This window comes from Bradyrhizobium sp. WSM1417 (assembly GCF_000515415.1).
In the GTDB taxonomy this organism is placed as follows: domain Bacteria; phylum Pseudomonadota; class Alphaproteobacteria; order Rhizobiales; family Xanthobacteraceae; genus Bradyrhizobium.
On record NZ_KI911783.1, the window covers coordinates 761,121 to 775,191 of the forward strand.

General features: G+C 65.6%; 10 protein-coding genes. 6 read left to right on the plus strand and 4 right to left on the minus strand.

Annotated elements, in window-relative coordinates; genetic code table 11:
• The first annotated feature begins 184 nt into the window (after positions 1 to 184).
• Positions 185 to 1,579, plus strand: a complete 1,395-nt coding sequence (locus tag BRA1417_RS0103695; RefSeq protein ID WP_027514661.1) for an MATE family efflux transporter — start codon at positions 185 to 187, stop codon at positions 1,577 to 1,579.
• Positions 1,576 to 2,226 (plus strand): 2-hydroxychromene-2-carboxylate isomerase, encoded by a 651-nt coding sequence (locus BRA1417_RS0103700; RefSeq protein ID WP_027514662.1) that lies wholly within the window; start codon positions 1,576 to 1,578, stop codon positions 2,224 to 2,226. Before BRA1417_RS0103695 ends, BRA1417_RS0103700 begins: the two co-directional genes overlap by 4 nt.
• Position 2,227: 1 nt before the next feature.
• On the opposite strand, the gene BRA1417_RS0103705 is transcribed toward BRA1417_RS0103700, so the two are convergent.
• The gene (locus tag BRA1417_RS0103705) at positions 2,228 to 3,343 is read right to left on the minus strand and encodes an aromatic acid exporter family protein (RefSeq protein ID WP_027514663.1); all 1,116 of its coding nucleotides are present in this window, start codon (positions 3,341 to 3,343) and stop codon (positions 2,228 to 2,230) included.
• 124 nt (positions 3,344 to 3,467) lie between these two features.
• Here BRA1417_RS0103705 and BRA1417_RS0103710 point away from each other — a divergent pair, with 124 nt between their 5' ends.
• Positions 3,468 to 4,835 (plus strand): MmgE/PrpD family protein, encoded by a 1,368-nt coding sequence (locus BRA1417_RS0103710; RefSeq protein WP_027514664.1) that lies wholly within the window; start codon positions 3,468 to 3,470, stop codon positions 4,833 to 4,835.
• Positions 4,836 to 4,929: 94 nt separating this feature from the next.
• Here the strand turns inward: BRA1417_RS0103710 and BRA1417_RS0103715 are convergent, their stop codons facing one another.
• Complete coding sequence (locus BRA1417_RS0103715; protein WP_027514665.1) at positions 4,930 to 6,399, minus strand: serine hydrolase; 1,470 nt, start codon at positions 6,397 to 6,399, stop codon at positions 4,930 to 4,932.
• Between the two features lie 145 nt (positions 6,400 to 6,544).
• Positions 6,545 to 7,606, minus strand: coding sequence for a helix-turn-helix domain-containing protein (locus BRA1417_RS0103720; RefSeq protein ID WP_027514666.1), 1,062 nt, complete (start codon positions 7,604 to 7,606; stop codon positions 6,545 to 6,547).
• A 255-nt stretch (positions 7,607 to 7,861) separates the two neighbouring features.
• On the opposite strand from BRA1417_RS0103720, the gene BRA1417_RS0103730 reads away from it, so the two are divergent.
• The 3 genes from BRA1417_RS0103730 (at position 7,862) to BRA1417_RS0103740 (ending at position 12,281) form a co-directional block, all read left to right on the plus strand.
• On the plus strand, positions 7,862 to 8,779 hold the full coding sequence (locus BRA1417_RS0103730) for a pirin family protein (RefSeq protein WP_027514668.1): 918 nt from the start codon (positions 7,862 to 7,864) through the stop codon (positions 8,777 to 8,779).
• Between the two features lie 77 nt (positions 8,780 to 8,856).
• Entirely contained in the window at positions 8,857 to 9,771 is a 915-nt protein-coding gene (locus tag BRA1417_RS0103735; protein ID WP_027514669.1) for a phosphoribosylaminoimidazolesuccinocarboxamide synthase, read from the plus strand.
• Positions 9,772 to 10,064: 293 nt separating this feature from the next.
• Positions 10,065 to 12,281, plus strand: coding sequence for an SLC26A/SulP transporter family protein (locus BRA1417_RS0103740; RefSeq protein ID WP_027514670.1), 2,217 nt, complete (start codon positions 10,065 to 10,067; stop codon positions 12,279 to 12,281).
• 176 nt (positions 12,282 to 12,457) lie between these two features.
• Here BRA1417_RS0103740 and BRA1417_RS0103745 read toward each other — a convergent pair whose 3' ends face one another.
• Entirely contained in the window at positions 12,458 to 13,951 is a 1,494-nt protein-coding gene (locus tag BRA1417_RS0103745; RefSeq protein WP_027514671.1) for an NAD-dependent succinate-semialdehyde dehydrogenase, read from the minus strand.
• Positions 13,952 to 14,071 lie beyond the last annotated feature (120 nt).

Consider the following 14,071-nt stretch of genomic DNA (forward strand, 5'->3'; position numbering starts at 1 on the left):
CCGCCTGCGGGGAGAGGTCGGAATTTGCGCAGCAAATTCCGGGTGAGGGGGAGCCTCCGCGAGTCCGACTGTCACTATTTTTGCGGAAGCAGCCCCTCACCCCGACCCTCTCCCCGTAAGAACGGGGAGAGGGAGAGAACGATCGAGCCATGTTTTCGTCGCTCGGCTGTGCTATTGACCCGCCATGCTCGACACCGTCCAGCCTCGTTCGCAGCCGCAAGCCGGCGTGCCGCCAAATTCTCTCGCCGACGAATTCATCGAGACGCTGCGGCTGGCGGTGCCGATGATGCTGACGCAGCTCGGGCAGATCGCGATGATCACGACCGATCTCGCACTGATCGGGCGGCTCGGCGAGAGCGCGGTGGCAGCAGCAGCGCTGGCGCATACGGTCTATTTCGTCAGCTTCACGTTCGGGCTCGGATTGATGGCGGCGGTGTCGCCGCTGGTCGCGCAAGCCTTCGGCGCCGGCGATGTCAGGCGCATCCGCCGCTCCTTGCGCGTCGGCTTGTGGGTCGCGCTGCTGATCTCGCTGCCGATGATGGCCTCGCCGCTCTATGGCGAGCACATCCTGGTTGCACTCGGTCAGGCGCCGCGCTCGGCCGCGCTCGCCCAGCGCTATCTGAATGGGCTGGCCTGGGGCATCGCGCCGGCGCTCGGCTTCATCGCGCTACGCAGCATGATGAGCGCGGTGAACCGGCCGCAGGCGCCGCTGTGGATCACGCTCGCGGCGATCCCCGTCAATGCCGCGCTGGTCTACGTCCTGATCCACGGCCTGTTCGGCCTGCCGGAGCTCGGCCTGTTCGGCGCAGGGCTTGCGACCACGCTGGTCAATCTCGGCACTTTTGCCGCCACGCTCGCCATTGCGGGGCTGCGCAAGCCGTTCGCGGACTATCGTCCGCTTGCCCATCTCTGGCGGATCGACTGGCCCCTGATGGGCAAGCTCATCGCGATCGGCGCCCCGATCTCGTTCTCGCTGCTGCTGGAATATGGCCTGTTCTCTTCGGCGGCGCTGCTGATGGGGTTGATCTCGACCACGGCGCTCGCGGCGCATCAGATCGCGCTCCAGGTCACCGCGGTGCTGTTCATGGTCCCGCTCGGCATCGGCATGGCGGCCACCGTGCGGGTCGGTCACGCCTTCGGCCGCGGCGAGCCGCTTGCGGTGAAGCGCGCAGGTCTCGTTGCAGCCGTGATCGGGATCGCGTTCGTCTCGGGTCTGACTGTCGCGATCATCTTCGGCCGCTATCAGCTCGGCCGACTGTTCTTCGGCAGCGGCGAGGCGAGCATGGCGACCGTCGAGCTGACCGCAACGCTGCTGCTGGTCGGCGCGACCTTCTTCATCGCCGATGCGATCCAGACCATCATGGGCGGCGCGCTGCGCGGCATCAATGACACCAGAATGACGCTGGCATTCGCCGCGATCGGCTATTGGTGCGTGGGCTTTCCCATTGCTTGGTGGCTCGCTTTTCACGCCGATCTCGGCGCGGTCGGTGTCTGGATCGGACTGTCGATCGGATCGTTCGTCTATGCCGGACTTCTGATCTTGCGCTTCCGGATGCTGACGCGCAAACTGGCGGGATGACGCTCTCCGTCGACCTCTTCTACTCTTTTCGCAGCCCGTTCAGCTATCTGGCGCTGCCTAAGACGCTGAAGCTCGTCGAAGCCTACGATCTGGCGGTGAATTTGCGGCCGGTCTATCCGCTCGCCGTCCGTGTGCCCGGGTTTTTCAAGAAGGCCAGCCCGAACTTCATTCGCTATGTGGTGCTCGACAGCACGCGCGTGGCGCAGCACGAGGGCATTCCGTTCCGCTTTCCGAGGCCCGATCCGATCGTACAGGACAAGGTCACGTTCGACGTCGCGGCGGAGCAGCCCTACATCCACCGCCTGACCCGGCTTGGTGCCATGGCGCAGCTCGAGGGACGCTCGCTCGCATTCACCGATGCGATCGCCCGGGTGCTGTGGGACGGCTCGGTGGCGGGCTGGAACGAAGGCGATCATCTCGCGCGCGCCGCAGACAAGGCCGGCTTCGATCTCGCGGCGATGGATGCCGCGATCACCGCGGACCCGGATCGCTACGAGCAGGTGATCACGGAGAACGCGAAGGACCATGCGGCCTCCGGCCATTGGGGCGTGCCGACCTTCGTGTTCGACAACGAGCCGTTCTTCGGCCAGGACCGCATCGATTTGCTGGTCTGGCGCATGGAGAGCAAGGGCCTGATGCGGCGCTAGCTCACTCCGCCATGCGCGCGGGCTTGTCGGTCGCGGCCTCGGACCATTCGCCGACGACGCGATCGAGGTCGCAGAGATTCTGGTGCATCTGCTCCAGCGAAAAGCCGAGCGCGAAGAAGCGCTCCGCGGTGTCGCTGGGCTGCCCCCGGATCAGGCCGTCCTGGCGCACAGCGGCGACCGCTTCGGCATAATGCTGGAGCGCGACATGCACGGGATGGATCGGCGGCGCGCCGGCGCCTTCACGCAACGCCGCGGCGGCCGAACGCAGGAAGCGTGCGATCACCGTCGAGACTTCCGTCAGCGGTGCGGCAAGCCGTGTCTGCACCTCGGCCGGCAACGGCACCACGGTCGAGCGGCCGATCATCACGACGTCATGGCGCAGCCGCAAGATCGTGCGCAACAACGGGCCGGTGTCCGGACCGCTCGACAATCGCGCAGAGCGCTCGCGCTCGGCTTCGGCGCCAATGGTATTCATGCCGACCATGGCGGTGCCGATACCGTCCTGAATCCGATGCAGCGCGTCATTGTCCCGGCCGCGCGTCAGGCCCGCGAGCAATTCGGTGAAGGCCTCCGCGATCAATTCGAGCAGCTTCGCCGCGCTGGCGCGGATTTGCCGCACAGCGCGCGATGGCAGCACCAGGAACGAGACGAGCAGCCCGGTCACCGCGCCGACCGAAACTTCGCTGACGCGATCGATCGCCGAGGCCATGGGATCGGCATGATGCATCGACGGAAGCACGAGCACGATCACGGCCGTCACCGTTGCAGAGCTCAGATTCGGATAGATCGATGCGACAAAGGCAAGCGGCGCCACGGCCAGCACCAGCAGACCCAGCAGGCCCAGTTCGCCGGAATAAGGGATCAGGATCGCGATGGCGCCGCCATAGATCGCGCCGCCGATGGTGCCGAGCATGTAGTCGCGTGTCGCCTTCAGCGAGCGCCCGACGCTCATCTGGGTGACGATGATGGAGGTGAGGACGGCCCAGAGCGGTAACAAGAGATGCAGCGCGGTGGCGAGCGCGTAGGCGCCGGTGGCCGCCACCGTGACCCGGATCGCCAATCCCAATTGGGTCTTTCGCGACCACACCCGGTCGAACAGCTCGCCTGCGAATGCCATGGTCGCGTATCCCGGTCCGATCCTCGCAAAGCCAGCCAAAAGCATAGCTGATCCCCGCGGCCCCGAGGCCGCTTGAAAGGCCAAATCAGCCCGCCTAACTTGCGCGCCAAAACGAGGAAACACGATGGCTCACGAAACCGCAACGCTCGCCGCCTATGTCGCCAACCTGAAATTCCAGGATATTCCGGCGGAGGTGCTGGATCGCGCCAAAGTGCTGACGCTGGACTTCCTCGGCAGCGCCATCCGGGCCCGCAGCGAAGCGGAATCGACCCCCTCGATCCTGAAGATGCTGGAGGCGCTCGCGCTCGACACCAGGGGCGAATCCACCGTGTTCGGTGACAGCAAGACCTGGACGCCGGCGGTCGCGGCGCTGCTCAACGGCGCCCTCGGCCATTCGCTCGACTTCGACGACACGCATGCGGACTCCTCGCTGCATCCGAGCGCGCCGGTGGTCCCGGCCGCCTTCGCCATCGGCGAGATGGTCGGCGCTTCGGGCCGCGACGTGCTGACCGCGATCGTTGCGGGCTATGAGGTCTGCTGCCGGCTCGGCAACGCGCTCGACCCGACCTCGCATTATGCCCGCGGCTTTCACCCCACCGCCACCGCCGGCACCTACGGCGCAGCCGCGGCCGCCGGCAAGCTGTTCGGCCTCTCCGAGCAACAGCTCATCGCCGCCTTCGGCGTCGCCGGCAGCCAGGCCGCGGGCTCGCTGCAATTCCTGGTCAATGGCGCCTGGAACAAGCGTTACCAGGTCGGCGCCGCCGCGATGAACGGCGTGATCGCCGCGACGCTGGCGCGCAACGACTTCGTCGGCGCCACGGAATCGGTCGAGGGTAAGCACGGCCTGCTCGCCGGCTACACCGACGATGCGCATCCGGACAAAGCGGTCGCCGAGCTCGGCAAGACCTACGAGACCATGAAGATCGGCGTCAAACCGTATCCGAGCTGCCGCTATACCCACGCCGCAATCGACGCACTGATCGCGATGCGGCGCGAGCACAATCTGACGCCCGACCAGGTCAAGCGTGTCGAAATCGGCCTGCATCGCAACGGCATCACGCTCACCGGCGACGCCGCGACCAAGCGCCACCCGACCTCGATCGTCGGCGGCCAGTTCTCGATGTTCTTCACCGGCGCGCTCGCGCTCGACCAGGGCTCATTTGGCTGGGACGACTACACCCGCCTCGGGGACACAGCCATCGACGCGCTCGCCGACAAGTTCGACGTGGTGCAGGACGACCGCCTCGAAATCGGCCGCACCCATCCGTTCGGCGCGCGCGTGAGTATCACGACGGACGACGGCGTGCATGAGCGGCTCTATGCCGATCCCTCGGGAGAGCCGACCTCGTTCCCGGATGCACAAGCGATGCAGCAGAAGTTCTTGACGTTGGCCCGCCCGGTGCTGAACGCGCGCGCGGAGAAATTCGCGGACGCGATCATGACGCTGGAGCGGTTCGACCGCGTGGCGAAGGCGACGGAGCTGGGAAGGTAGGAGGTCTCTTCACCTCTCCCCGCTTGCGGGGAGAGGTCGGAATCCAAGCCCAGCTTGGATTCCGGGTGAGGGGGACTCTCCGCGAATCCAACTCTCACCTCCCTTGCGGAGGCTCCCCCTCACCCCAACCCTCTCCCCGCAAGCGGGGCGAGGGAGAAGAGGCCAGGCGCGTTGCCGCGACCACGTCGCGCACCAGATCGAACACGCCATCCGCTTCCGGCGGTGCGTTCGGCGAACGGCCTAACCGCACGATCACCAGACGCTCCGACGGAATCACGATCGTGTATTGCCCGATCGTACCCTTGGCGAAGAAGGCATCGCGCGGCCAGCCGTGCTTGACGCGGAAGGTCGCGCCAAAGCTGTCGCCCTGGTTGGTCCAGAAGCCGGCGCCGATGCCGACCCATGCATTGGGCGTCGCCGACACCGAGTAATTCACCCAGCCCTCGGGCAGGATGCGCCTGCCGCCGGCGACGCCGTCATTGAGATAGAGCTGACCGAAGCGCGCCCAGTCGCGCGCGGATGCGAGCATCTCGCTCGACCCCTTGATCGTGCCGGCGCCGTCGAGCTGGAGCGTGACGTGGCGCATGCCGAGCGGCGCGAACAATTCGCGGCGTGCGAAGGCAAGCGCATCCGCAGGATTGCCGCCGGCAGCGTTGCGGATCAGATGCGCCAGCATGATGGTGTTGCCATCGTGATAATTCCACACGGTGCCCGGCGCGGTCGCAAGCGGCATGCTCGCGGCATAGGCGGCCATGTCGGCCTCCACGAATTTCATGCGATTGACCGGCTCGAACGCGGAGCCGAGCGAGGCCTGAAGCGAGCTGCCGAGCGCCAGGCCCGCGGTGTGGCGCAGCAATTGATCGACGGTGATGGCGTGACGGGGATCGTCCGGATTTGTCCAGGCGGCGACCGATGCGGGCCCCTCGAGTTTCAGTCGGCCCTGACGCACGAGAATCCCGATGAGAGCCGAGATCACGGACTTCGTCATGGAGAAGCCGAGCAGCGGCGTCTCCGGTCCGATGCCGTCGGCGTAGCGCTCCGCGATGATGCGGCCCGACTTCATGACGACGATCGCGCGGGTGCGGCGGTATGGCGCCGATGTCGGCTCGGCGAAGGCGCGATCAAGCGCGGCTGACAGCTCCGGGCTCTGTGGCGACACGAGCGCGGGGCCGGCAATCTCGGGCAGCAACGCCGGTTGCCTGTCGTCAGGCGGGAGCCTGACCTCGGCGATATCAGTGCCGTGCTCGAGCGTGCAGCCGAGGCCCTCGCGATAGACGGCATGGCTGCGGCCGATGCCGAACAGCGTCACCGTGACGTCCTTGCGCGCGCGATCGACCTGATAGTCCATCGCCCAGGTCAGCAGACCGGCGCCCGGCATCGCATCAATGGTCTCGATCAAATTACGCCTGACATCGAGGCCCGAGACAAACGTCTCCGCGCAGAGCAAATCGGCGATGAAGCCGGTGGCGACCTTGGGCACGTCATGGGCGCGAACCGCGCCGAGCGCGAGGCCGGCAAAGGCGACCGTGGTGGTGAGAAGGACGATCTGGCGGCGGCGGGTCACGGGCTTGCTCCGGCTTGAGGCGCGTGCCGGAGACGAAGCGGCATTCACGCCCTACCCGCTCGCCGGATTTGGAAAACGGCGTAGCTGAATCCCGCGAGACGCTCGCCGATTCCAAAATAGCCTAGATAATACAGTACCCTAAAGATCAGACGGCATTCACCTTGAGCCGCCGGTATTCCGTCGGCGTCACGCCGGTCACGGCCTTGAAGGCGCGGTTGAACGGGCCGAGCGACTGGAAGCCGGAATCCATCGCGATGGTGATGACGGGGACCTCGGCCTGGGCGGGATCGGCCAGCGCGGCCTTGGCCTCCTCGATCCGGTGGTTGTTCAGGAACACATTAAAATTGCGGTAGCCGAGCCCCTGGTTGATCAGCCGGCGCAGCCGGTATTCGGGAGTTTTCAGCCGGCCCGCCAGCACGCCGATGCTGATGTTCTCCTGGCGGTAGATCCGTTCGTCCGCCATCAGCCGCATCAGGGCGTCGATGAGCTTTTGGTCGGCGGCGTCCTCGCCCACAGGCTGGCTCGCCGCGATCGCCGGCGCAGGCTCCGCGGCGGCCGGAAACAGGTCGGCGCCATCGACGCGCATCATCGCATAGGCGATGGCCGCGACGATGCTGGCGAGCACGCCTGTATTGACGGTGTTGGCGACATCGCCGACCTCGTTGCCGACGACAAGGATCTGGAGCAGCGCGTTCAATCCGCCATAGAGCGCGGCCGCACAGATGATGAAGACACGAACGCGGCGGCGGCGCTCGACCAGATCGGCCGACCATGAGCCGATCGTCTGCATGATCGCGAGCGCAATGAAGCCGAGCACGATCAGGTTCACCGCGGTGACGGCGAACCGGACATGTCCGCCGGGTGCGATCCAGAGACAGCTGACGAAGCTGAAGGCTGTCACCACCCCCCAGGTCAATCCGTGCCACCGGCGCAGGCGAAACTCGTCGTCGAACAGCGCGCGCGTGAACAGCCAGAACACCACGATATTGCCAGTCGAGAGCGCGATCAGCGGCGCATGCCATGCCGGGACCAGCGACGATATTCCGACGGAATAGCTCGCGGCATGAGCGGCCGAGCCGAGCGCAAAGGCCGCGCCGAGCCGGGCTGCCAGCACATTGCGGAAATCGCTGACAAGCGATGCCGCCAGCACTGATAGCAACGCCACAGAAGCGGCGCGGAATGCGAGTTCAAGGGCGGCTGACGTCATCAGATGCTGTGGCCATCGGTATGGGCGAGCCGAACATCGTCCGTCGGGTTTAGTTTTTCAAGCACCATCCGCACCGCAGCTGTCATCGTCCGGCTTGACCGGGCGATCCTGTACTCCGAGACGGCCGTGATTGAACCGATAGGCCGCGGCGTACTGGATGCCCCGCCTTCGCGGGGCATGACGGCGGGCTTAGCCGCGACGCTGGCGCGGAATCCTGCTAGGATCGAGCCCAAGCAATTCAGACGGAGTTTTCCCATGAGCTGGCAACCCTCGAACGATCCCGTGCTCGGCGATCCCATGTCCTGCGATGCGCTCGATCTCGTCATCGTGCCGCGCACGCGCGATCTCGGCGACGGCTTCGCGGTACGCCGCGCGTTGCCGCACGGCAAGCGGCAGATGGTCGGACCCTTCATCTTCTTCGACCATTTCGGGCCAGTGCAATTCGTCTCAGGCAAGGGCATGGACGTGCGGCCGCATCCACATATCGGGCTTGCTACCGTCACCTATCTGTTTGACGGCGCGATCATGCATCGCGACAGCGAGGGCAACATCCAGGAGATCCAGCCCGGCGCGATGAATTTGATGACAGCCGGCCGCGGCATCGCGCATTCCGAGCGCACGCCGGACGTACAACGCGCCTCGGGGCAGAAGATGCTGGGCCTGCAAAGCTGGATTGCGCTGCCGGCGGGATCGGAAGAGATCGCCCCGTCATTCCAGCACTACGGCGCGGGTGACCTGCCGATGGTCACCGAGCGCGACTTCACCGCGAAAGTGATCGCGGGCTCGGCCTTCGGCGTCACCTCGCCTGTTTCGATGGTGTCGCCCTGGTTCTACACCGAGGTCACGGCGGTGGCAGGCGCGACCGTGCCGCTCGATCCCGATCATGAGGAGCGCGCCATCTACGTCGTCGACGGCGAGGTCGAGATCGCGAACGAGCGCTACGAAGGGCCGCGACTGCTGATCTTCCGCCCGGGCGACCGCATCACGGTGAAGGCGCTCAAGGCCACGCGGATGATGTTTCTGGGCGGCGACGCCCTGGAAGGCCCGCGCCACATCTGGTGGAATTTCGTCTCCTCCAGCAAGGAGCGGATCGAGCAGGCCAAGCAGGACTGGAAAACCGGCCGCTTCGCCGCAGTTCCGCAGGAACATGAGTTCATTCCGCTGCCGGAATAGGCTATCCCGGTCTCCGGTCGCGCGATCAGGCGCGGCCGGATGTCTTGTCGCAAGGCCTTGCTCCGAAAGTTCTGCCGATGACCGCCATGCTCTCCAGCGACCTGCCCCTGCCCAAGATCGGGCGCGGCAAGGTGCGCGATATCTACGCCGTCGACGACGACCGCCTGCTGCTCGTCACCACCGACCGCATCAGCGCCTTCGACGTCGTAATGGGCGAGACCATTCCGATGAAGGGCGCGGTGCTGACGCAAATCAGCGCGTTCTGGTTCAACGAGCTCGAAGGCGTGGTGCCGCATCACATGATCAGCGCCGACACCGACGAGATCATTGCCGCCGTGCCGGCCTTGAAGCCGCATCGCGCCGAAATTCTCGGCCGCGCCATGCTGTGCCGCCGCACCACGGTGTTTCCGATCGAATGCGTGATCCGCGGTTATCTCTCGGGCTCGGCCTGGAAGGAATATGCAGCCAGCGGCACGCTGGCCGGCGAGAAGCTGAAAGCAGGTCTGGTCGAGAGCGAGAAGCTGGAGCCTTCGATCTTCAGCCCGGCCACCAAGGCCGAGACCGGCCATGACGAGAACATCACGATCGCGAAGATGCGCAAGGTCGTCGGCGACGAGACGGCCTACACGCTCGAGAGCATGACGCGCGCGATCTACACGCTCGGCGAGGAGCTCGCCCGCGAGCAGGGCATCATCATCGCCGACACCAAGTTCGAATTTGGCCGCGACAACGACGGCCGCATCATCCTGATCGACGAAGTCATGACGCCGGATAGTTCGCGGTTCTGGGCCGTCGACGCCTACAAGCCCGGCCAGCCGCAGGCGAGCTTCGACAAGCAGCCCTTGCGTGACTATCTCGACGTCGAACGCCGCGCCGGTCGCTGGAACGGCGACGCCCCGCCGCCGCCTTTGCCGGCAAGCGTGGTGGACGCGACCAGCAAGCGGTATCTGGAAGCATATCGCCGCGTGACGGGGCAGGATTTGAAGATCTAGCCCCACTCGGCGCCTCTCGCTCCGTCATTGCCGGCCGGCTCGATGCCTCCCCGGCGTCGTCCTGGCGAAAGCCAGGACCCATACCGCGAGGTCTATCGAGTACGTTCGGTGCAAATCCCGAATGCACAGACTTCGCCAAACTGCTCCCTGGGGTAATGGGTCCTGGCTTTCGCCAGGACGACGACGAATGGCGGCGCTTCGGTTCTTCCATCCGGCTTGCAAGAATCCTGTTGCGCTAGGCTCGCAGTCGTCTACCTCTCGGAAGCGGAATATTCACGAGCGAGTGTCACGGCGTGACAGATCCAGCAATTGGCTTCACTCCGTCGGCCGGGCTCACTCCGGCCCTCAAGCGTGCGCTGACTGATATATTGGGCGGGAGCGCCGCCAGCGTCCTGACCGTCACATTCGGACTGTCCTACTCGCTGCTGATCTTCGCGGGGCCGTTGTCGCCCTATCTGTCCTACGGCATCACGGCCACTTTCGTCAGCTCCGCGGTGCTTGCGGCCGTCGTCGGGCTCGGCAGCTCCCTGCCCTTCGCGATTGCAGCCCCTGACAGCTCGACCGCCGCGGTGACGGGTATCCTGGCGGCCTCGGTGGTCGAACGCATCGAGACGGCGCACCTGTCGGCGCCGTTGCTGTCACCAGTCCTGATCACGCTCGGCCTGTCGACGATGCTGACAGGCTTGGTGCTGTGTGGGCTGGGCCTGACGCGGCTTGGCCGCGCCATCCGCTACGTGCCTTATCCGGTGGTCGGCGGCTTCCTGGGCGCAACCGGACTTCTCATCGTCATGGGTGCGGTCCGGGTGATCACCGACCACCCGCTGCAACTGGCGACACTGTCGCACTTCGCCAACCGCACCATCCTGCTGGAGCTAGGTGCCGCCTGCGCGATGGCGCTGGTGCTGTATCTCACCTGGCACCGCTCGCGCAGCCCGTTCGGACTGCCGATCATCCTGGTCGGCGGCGTGCTCACCGCGCATCTGGCGTTCTGGATCACCGGCGTCTCCTCCGATGAGGCGCGCACATTGGGCTGGACCTTTCAGTCCCCACCGCAAGCGGTCTTCGTGCTGCCCTGGCACACCGACGATCTCGCCCGCTATCCCTGGTTTGCCATACCGGACCTGCTCGGCAACGTCGTCGCGGTCATCTTCGTCACGGCCTCCAGCACGCTGTTCAACACCACCGGCATCGAGGTGGCCACGCATCGCGAAGCCAATCTGGAGTGTGAGCTGAACGTTACGGGCGCCGCCAATATTCTGACCGGCATGCTGGGCGGCTACCCCGGCTGCAGCTCGACCAGCCGCTCGATGCTTAATTTCTCCAGCGGCGGCCGCGGGCGCCTGTCCGGCCTCACTGCCGCAGCGCTGTCGCTGCTGGTGCTCGCCGTCGCACCCGAGCTGCTCGGCTTCATCCCCAAATTCGTGCTCGGCGGCCTGTTGCTCTATCTCGGCGCCGACCAGCTGCACAAATGGATCATCGAGTCGCGCAAGCGGCTGTCGAAGCTCGAATATCTGTCGCTGATCGCCATCATCGCGATCATCGTCGCCTGGGGCTTTGTGCCGGGCATCCTGATCGGCGTCATCATCGGCTGCGCGACGTTTGCGTTCAGCGCCGCACGGGTGGAGTCGATCAAGTACAGTTTTGACGGCTCGGAGTACCGCTCCTCGCTCGACCGCTCGCGCGACGATCAGGACGTGCTGCTGGCCCATGGCGGCAAGATCCAGGGCCTCAATCTCCAGAGCTATCTGTTCTTCGGCTCCGCCAACCGGCTCTACCAGCACGTCAAGCAGCTGCTGCAGGAACGCCCCGAATGCCGCTATCTGCTGTTCGACTTCAAGCTCGTCACTGGCGTCGATTCATCGGCCGCCTATAGCTTCGCCCAGATCAAGCGTAGCGCCGGCGATCTCGGCGTCGAGCTGATCCTGGTGCATCTGTCGGCCACGGCCGAGAAGGTGCTGCGCTCCAGCGACTTCGTCGGCGAGGGCGTCACCATCATCCCCGAACTCGATCGCGCGCTGGAATGGTGCGAGAACGAGCTCATCGCGCAGCATCAGGAGCTGGCGCAGGAAGAAGCCAGCCTGCGCGACTGGTTCACGCGCATGCTCGGCAGCGAGGACGGCGCCGACGAGCTGATCCGCCGCTGCCAGCGCATCGAGGTCGAAGCCGGCGAGGTCATCGTGCAAGCCGGCGACCCCGCCGATTCCATGCATTTCATCCTCGAGGGCCGCGTCGGCATCATGATTCCGGCCGACGACGACCGCAGCACGCGCGTGCGCAGCCTCGGCCGTTACACCACGATCGGCGAGATGGGGTTGGTGTCACAGACACCGCGCAGCGCCACCATCCAGGCCGAGGTCGAGAGCGTGCTCTACGTGCTGAACACGCACCAGTTCGAAGCCATCAAGACCGAGGATCCTGCGCTCAGCCACAAGCTGCTGACCTATTTCATATCGGTGATGGCGGAGCGGCTGACCTTTGCGAACCGGACGATCGCGGTGCTGAGGCGGTAAGCTGCCATCACGGCACTGACCTGCCACATACTCCGATGTCGTCCTGGCGAAGGCCAGGACCCATAACCACCGGCCATAGTTCTCGCGAAGACTCGTGGTTACCAGCTTCGCGCCATAACCCCTCCCTGGGGTAATGGGTCCTGGCCTTCGCCAGGACGACCAGGAAATGGCGAGCCCTACACCCCCGCCATCATCACGTATTTGATCTCGACATATTCTTCCATGCCGTGATGCGAGCCTTCGCGGCCGAGGCCGCTCTCCTTGACGCCGCCGAAGGGTGCGACTTCGGTCGTGATCAGGCCGGTGTTGACGCCGACCATGCCGGATTCCAGCGCCTCGGCGACTCGCCATACGCGGCCGAGATCGCGGGAGTAGAAGTAGGAGGCGAGACCGAACGGCGAGGCGTTGCACATCGCGATCACGTCGGCCTCGTCCTTGAAGCGGATCACCGGTGCGAGCGGGCCGAAGGTTTCCTCCTGCGCCACCAGCGAGTCCGGCTTGACGTCGGAGAGCACCGTCGGCTCGAAGAACGAGCGTCCGAGCTCGCTGCGCTTGCCGCCGGTGACAACCTTGGCGCCGCGCTTCACGGCGTCCGCAATGTGGCGCTCGACCTTGTCGACCGCTTTCAAATTGATCAGCGGGCCCTGCGTGACGCCGGTTTCCGTGCCGTCGCCGATCTTCATCGCCGCGACCTTCTTCGACAGCTTCTGCACGAACTCGTCGTAGATCTTGTCCTGGGCGTAGAGGCGGTTGGCGCAGACGCAGGTCTGGCCCATGTTGCGGTATTTCGAGACGATCGCGCCTTCGACAGCCGCATCGATATCGGCGTCGTCGAACACCACGAACGGCGCGTTGCCGCCGAGCTCGAGGCCGAGCCGCTTCACGCCGACGGAGGCCTGCCGGTAGAGAATCTTGCCGACCGCCGTCGAGCCGGTGAAGCCGACGAAACGCACGGCCGGATGCTCGCACAGCACCTTGCCGATCGGCGCTGCATCGCCGGTGACGATGTTGAACACCCCCTTCGGCACGCCGGCTTTCTCCGCGAGCGCGGCCAGCGCCAGGGCCGAGAGCGGCGTTTCATTGGCGGGCTTCAGCACCACGGTGCAGCCGGCCGCAAGCGCCGGCGAAACCTTTCGCGTGATCATCGAGTTCGGGAAATTCCACGGCGTGATCGCGCCACAGACGCCGATCGGCTGCTTGATCGCGAGCAAGCGCGCATCCGGCCGCTGCGTCGGGATGGTCTCGCCATAGACGCGGCGGGCCTCCTCGGCGAAAAATTCGACATAGGCGCCGCCGATGTCGACTTCGCCGAGGGCTTCGGCAAGCGGCTTGCCCTGCTCGGAGGTGAGGATCAGCGCGAGGTCCTCGCGGTTGGCGATGATCAGCTCGAACCATTTGCGCAAGATATTGGAGCGCTGCTTCGCGGTGTGCTTGGCCCAGGCCGGAAAGGCGCGCTCGGCCGCTTCCACCGCCCTGGTGGCGTCATCGGCCGAAAGCTGCGGAACCTTTGCGAGCTCGACGCCGGTCGCTGGATTGTTGACGGCGAAGACCGGCGAGCCGACCCAGGCGCCGTCGATGTAGCAGGCCTCCTTCAGAAGCGACGGGTCCTTCAACCGGTCGCGCAGATTGGACGTGGCGTGCTGAGCACGTGCGGCGGCGGTCGGGGTCATGGCGTTGCTCCTGCGGGGCTTTTGCGGGCTGTTCCGGTTCGGCCGGAATATAGGGAGAAGCGGCGCGCAATGCACCGTCCCGCAACGCACATCTGCTGGGAGCTAGGCTCGGAGCGGCGG

Bases quoted from the DNA above. Each gene is read 5' to 3' on its own strand.
- BRA1417_RS0103695 (WP_027514661.1), top strand. From the start codon at position 185: ATGCTCGACACCGTCCAGCCTCGTTCGCAGCCGCAAGCCGGCGTGCCG.
- BRA1417_RS0103700 (WP_027514662.1), top strand. From the start codon at position 1,576: ATGACGCTCTCCGTCGACCTCTTCTACTCTTTTCGCAGCCCGTTCAGC.
- BRA1417_RS0103705 (WP_027514663.1), bottom strand. From the start codon at position 3,343: ATGGCATTCGCAGGCGAGCTGTTCGACCGGGTGTGGTCGCGAAAGACC.
- BRA1417_RS0103710 (WP_027514664.1), top strand. From the start codon at position 3,468: ATGGCTCACGAAACCGCAACGCTCGCCGCCTATGTCGCCAACCTGAAA.
- BRA1417_RS0103720 (WP_027514666.1), bottom strand. From the start codon at position 7,606: ATGACGTCAGCCGCCCTTGAACTCGCATTCCGCGCCGCTTCTGTGGCG.
- BRA1417_RS0103730 (WP_027514668.1), top strand. From the start codon at position 7,862: ATGAGCTGGCAACCCTCGAACGATCCCGTGCTCGGCGATCCCATGTCC.
- BRA1417_RS0103735 (WP_027514669.1), top strand. From the start codon at position 8,857: ATGACCGCCATGCTCTCCAGCGACCTGCCCCTGCCCAAGATCGGGCGC.
- BRA1417_RS0103745 (WP_027514671.1), bottom strand. From the start codon at position 13,951: ATGACCCCGACCGCCGCCGCACGTGCTCAGCACGCCACGTCCAATCTG.